This is a genomic window from Azotobacter armeniacus (assembly GCF_054779355.1).
This window is the reverse complement of record NZ_BAAGYK010000171.1, coordinates 1,358-6,455: the sequence shown is the minus strand read 5'-3', so window position 1 is coordinate 6,455 and position 5,098 is coordinate 1,358. Positions and strand designations below refer to the sequence as shown.

The 5,098-nt window shown below is 66.5% G+C and carries 2 protein-coding genes; both read right to left on the bottom strand.

The features are described from left to right. A partial coding sequence (locus ACYVD0_RS23080) for a condensation domain-containing protein (RefSeq protein ID WP_460428963.1) occupies nucleotides 1–849 on the bottom strand: 849 nt, incomplete at its 3' end. Nucleotides 850–852: 3 nt separating this feature from the next. Next, nucleotides 853–5,098: amino acid adenylation domain-containing protein (locus tag ACYVD0_RS23075; protein ID WP_460428962.1), on the bottom strand; the 4,246-nt coding region annotated here is incomplete at its 5' end.

The window sequence follows — 5,098 nt, the reverse complement described above, 5'->3', positions numbered from 1 at the left end:
CAGCTCGGCCGGCAGTTCCAGGCGGTGCCGAGCGGCTCGGTACTGGCCGTCGGCCCGCCTCGGGCGGTCCGTCGGCAGTTGCAGCACCGGGTGCATTTCGCCCAGTTGCGCCTTCCAGTATTCGAGTTGCCGATCCTTCTCGCCTGCCTCCAGCCAGTTCCTCTGCCACAGGGCATAGTCGGCGTACTGGATCGGCAGGGGCGGCAAGCTCGCCTCCCCGCCTTGCAGCCGTGCCCGGTACTGCGCCACGAACTCGTCCACGATCACCTGCATCGACCAGCCGTCCGACACGATATGGTGCATTGCCACCACCAGCACGTGCGCATCCGTCCCCTCGCGGATCAGGCCCACCCGCAGCAGCGGGCCATTCGTCAGATCGAACGGTTCGCCCTGCAGGCGCCGCACCTCTTCGGCCAGGCGAGTCTCGCGCTCGCCGGCAGCGATCCCGCCGAGATCGACCAGCGCAATCCCGATCTCGGCGTGCTCCCGAATGACCTGTTCGCCCCCTCCCTCGGCAGTGGTTCGGAACACCGTGCGCAATGCTTCATGGCGGGCGACCAACGCCTCGAAGCTCGCGCGCAGCGCCTGTACATCCAATCGCCCCTTGAGGCGGAGCGCTCCCGCGATGTGGTATGCCGTGCTTCCAGGCTCCAGTTGCCACAGGAACCATTGGCGTATCTGGGCATAGGAGAGCGGGCACCGACTCCAGACGGACCTATCGCGAACCAGAACGGGAAATTGACCGATAGTCAGCCCCTCGGATCGAATCTTCAGATAGACCGCTCGGCGCTGTTCGATAGTCAATTGAGAAAAACGTTCTGCAACACGGTGAGTAATTGCGTTTTCCATAATTTAGGCGCTCTCCAAGCTGTCAATAAAGGAGTCGATCTCCGAAAGCGCCTGCTCCGCGGAGTCCTTTTGGGCTTGTTCGGCAATAAGCAAGGCCATATCCGCCAGCGCCGGAAGCCGGAAGACATCCCCGACAACCAACTGCTTATGCATCACACTTTGAACACGAGCCGCTACCCGCACTGCCGCCAGCGAATGCCCGCCCAGCTCGAAGAAGTTGTCGTGCCGCCCCACCCGCTCCACGCCCAGCACCTCGGCCCAGATCGCCGCCAGGGCTTCCTCCATTTCCCCTTGCGGCGGTTCGTAGTCTTGGCTGTACGCAAGCTCGGGCTCGGGCAGTGCCTTCCTGTCGATCTTGCCGTTAGCGTTAAGAGGTAAAGCCTTCAGCACCACCACCACGCTCGGCACCATGTAGTCCGGCAATATACGGCCCAGCCGCTCACGCAGCGCGCCGCCGTCGGGAACCTGCTCAGCCTGCACCGATACGTAGCCCACCAATCTCGCCCCACCTGGTCCCTCCTGGGCCACCACCACCGCCTCGCGCACTTCCGGCTGGGCCAGCAGTTGCGCCTCGATCTCGCCCAGCTCGATGCGGAAACCGCGCATCTTCACCTGGTGGTCGATGCGCCCCACGTACTCCAGTTGCCCTTCCGCGTTCCAGCGCACCAGATCGCCGGTGCGATAGAGCCGCCCACCTTTCTCGTCGAACGGATCGGCCACGAAGCGCTCGGCGGTCAGCCTGACCCGGTTCAAGTAGCCACGCGCCAAGCCGGCACCGCCTAGGTACAGCTCGCCTGCCACCCCCCGGGGCATTGGATTCAGCTCGCTATCGAGCACTATCGCCTTACGATCTCCGACGGGCCTGCCAATTGGCGCATACCCAGCCTTGAAGCTGGTTGCATTTTCTGCCTTCCATAGGACTGGTGTGACCACGGCCTCAGTCGGCCCATACCCGTTGATCAGGATCTCAGGCTTCAGGTGACGGCAAACGGCCTTGAAACCCTCCTGCGGCATAGCTTCACCACCAAATGAATACAAACGCACCGGCGGACGGATACCGTGCTCGCGCGCACAATGAGCCAGCTCCTGGAGATAGACAGGAGGGAAACCGGCATTGGTTACGCCGTGAACCCGCAAGGCCACCAAGGTTTGTTCTACTGTCCATAAGGCGGCATCACGTAACACCAGTGAAGCTCCGCAGCTCAAAGCCGTGAGCAATCTCTCGTGCGCACCATCGAACGAAAACGAGAGGAAGTGCAGTTCTGTAGACTGTGGCCCCATCTCATACAAGGCTGCTGTTTCCTGGCAGTGCATACTGAAAGGTCCATGACTGACTACCACCCCCTTGGGCCGCCCCGTGGAGCCCGAGGTGTAGATCACATAGGCTAGGTTGTCCCCGTGCAGCGCAACCTGCGGGTCGTATTCGGGCGCGCCGTCGAGGTCAAGGCTGTCCAGCTCCAGCGTGGTCGGCGCCTGACCGGGAATGCGTCCGGTGAGATGGCTTTGCGTCAGCAGCAGGCCGATGCCGCTGTCCTCGACCATCCAGGCCAGGCGCTCGTCGGGATAATCCGGGTCCAGCGGCACATAGGCCCCGCCGGCCTTGAGGATGGCCAACAGTCCCACGATCATCTCGACCGAGCGCTCGACGAAGATCCCCACCCGCGTTTCGGGCGCGACGCCCAGCTCGATCAGCCGGTGCGCCAGGCGGTTGGCCCGGCGGTTCAGCTCGGCGTAGCTCAGCGCTTCGTCGCCGAAGACCAGCGCCGTGGCCTGCGGACGCTCCTGTGCCTGGCGCTCGAACAGCCGGTGCACCGGCTCGGCGTCCGGGTAGCGCTGCTCATTCTCGCCCCACTGGCGCAGCTGCTGCCGCTCCTGCCCGCTCATCACTTGCAGTTCGCATGCAAGCTGCCCGGGCCGCCCGGCCAGGGCCTCGACCAGCCCCTCGATCGCCGCCCGCATGTAGTCGCACAGGCGCTGCGCGCCCACCGACCTCGTCACCTGCGCCACCAGCTCGAAGCCTTCGCCCAGGTCATCCACGGAGATGCCCAGCGGATAGTTGGTGCGCTCCTCGCCGCCGAGCGCTTCCATGCCCTCCCAGACATGCGCCCCCTCTTCCTCGGCCCGTGGGCTGTAACGATAGTTGAGCAGGGCCGAGAACAGCGGTGTCCCCCCCGGCACGGCGCTGCAACGCTGCGCCAACGACAGGCTGGCGTGCTCGTGATGCAACAGCCCGGTCAGCGTCGCATGGGTTTCCCGCAGGCACTGCTCGACGTTTCGCGCGCCCAGTCGGATGCGGATCGGCAGCGTGTTGATGAACAGGCCCAGCGCCCGTTCGGCGCCCTCACCGCCTTGCATCCGCCCGAACAGCACCGTGCCGAACACCACATCGTCCTTGCCCGTGGTCCTGGCCAGCACCAGGGCCCAGGCCAGATGGAAGAGCGTGGCGGCAGTCACCCCATGGCGCTGGGCCTGGCGCCTTACATCCATTGCCAGCTCCGCGGCCAGCGGCAGCCGAACCTCCTCGACTGCGGTCCCGTCACCTTGCACGTCCAGCAGACCGAACGGTGCCGTCGGCTCCTCCACGTCGCCCAGCAGCTTCGAGAAGAAGGCTTCGTGCTCGGCCGGGCTCACCCCCAGGCGGGCCTGGGCGACGAAGCGCCGGAACGGTACCGGCTCGGGCAGTTCGTCCTGGCGGCCCTGCTGGATCAGCGCGATCTCTTCGACGATCAGCTCCAGCGTGGTGTGGTCCAGCACCAGGTGATGGCTGGGCAATTGCAGCAGCCAGCGTCCTTGTGCGGCATCGTGCATGGCCGCCGCCCGGATCATCGGCGCCTGGCGCACGTCGATGCGATAGTGGCTGGGATGGACGTGGGCGTTGAGGCGATCCGCCGCACTTTCCGCCACGGATTCGCCGTCTTCCTCCAACCATTCGAGCGGTAACGGCGCCTGCCTGTGGACGACCTGCACCGGTTCCTTGAGCCCTTCCCAGAGCACCGCTGTGCGCAGGATGTCGTGGCGGGCGATCACCTGGTCGAAGCTGTCGATGAAACGCCTCAGGCGCTCCTCGCTGTCGAAGCTCAGCAGGTGCGGGGTGACATAGGCATCCCCCCGGCTCTGCAGCAGGTGGTGGAAGAGAATGCCTTCCTGCAACGGCGCCAACGGGTAGATGTCCTGGATATTGGCGGCGCCGCCCGGCACCGCGGCTTCTATGCGGCCGATCTGCTCGGCACTGAGCTCGATCAGGGTGAGCATCTCGGGCCGGATCGCCTCGCAGCCCGCGGGGATACCGTTGGGGGGCACGACCACCTCGCGCCGCTCGCTGCCCTGCATGAGCGCTTGCGCAAAGGCGGCGAGCCGGGGCTGCTCGAAAAGGGTGCGCACCTGTACCGCCCAGCCCTGCCCGCGAATGCGCTCCAGCAACCTCAACGCCAGCAGGGAATGCCCGCCCAGCTCGAAGAAGTTGTCCTGGCGTCCCACGCGTTCCACGCCCAGCACCTCGGCCCAGATCGCCGCCAAGGCTTGTTCGACCTCCCCCTGCGGCGCCTCGTAGGTCCGGTCGTTTGTGAAATCGGGCTCGGGCAGCGCCTTGCGGTCCACCTTGCCGTTGGCGTTCAGCGGCAACGCATCCAGCACCACCAGGGCGCCCGGCACCATGTAGTCCGGCAGCACCCGGGCCAGCCGCTCGCGCAGCATCGCGCCGTCGAGATCCTGCCCCGACACGTAGCCCACCAGCCGTGCCCCGCCCGGCCCCTCCTGGGCCACCACCACCGCCTCGCGCACCTCGGGCTGGGCCAGCAGCTGCGCCTCCACCTCGCCCAGTTCGATGCGCAGGCCGCGAATCTTCACCTGTTGGTCGAGGCGCCCCAGGTACTCCAATTGCCCTTCCGCATTCCAGCGCACGAGGTCGCCGGTGCGGTACAGCCGTCCGCCCTCCGGGTCGAACGGGTCGGCCACGAAGCGCTCGGCGGTCAGGCCCGCGCGGCCCAGATAGCCGCGCCCCAGGCCGATGCCGCCCAGGTACAGCTCGCCCGCCACTCCCGGCGGCACGGCATTCAGCGCCGCGTCGAGCACCTGGGTGCGGATGCCGGCGAGCGGCCGGCCGATCGGCACCTGGCTCTGCCCGTCGTTGCGGCAGCTCCAGTGGGTGACGTCGATGGCCGCCTCGGTCGGGCCGTAGAGGTTGTGCAGCGCCGCCTGCGGCAGCCGCTCGAACACCGCGTTCTGCGCCTCGGCCGGCAGCGCCTCGCCA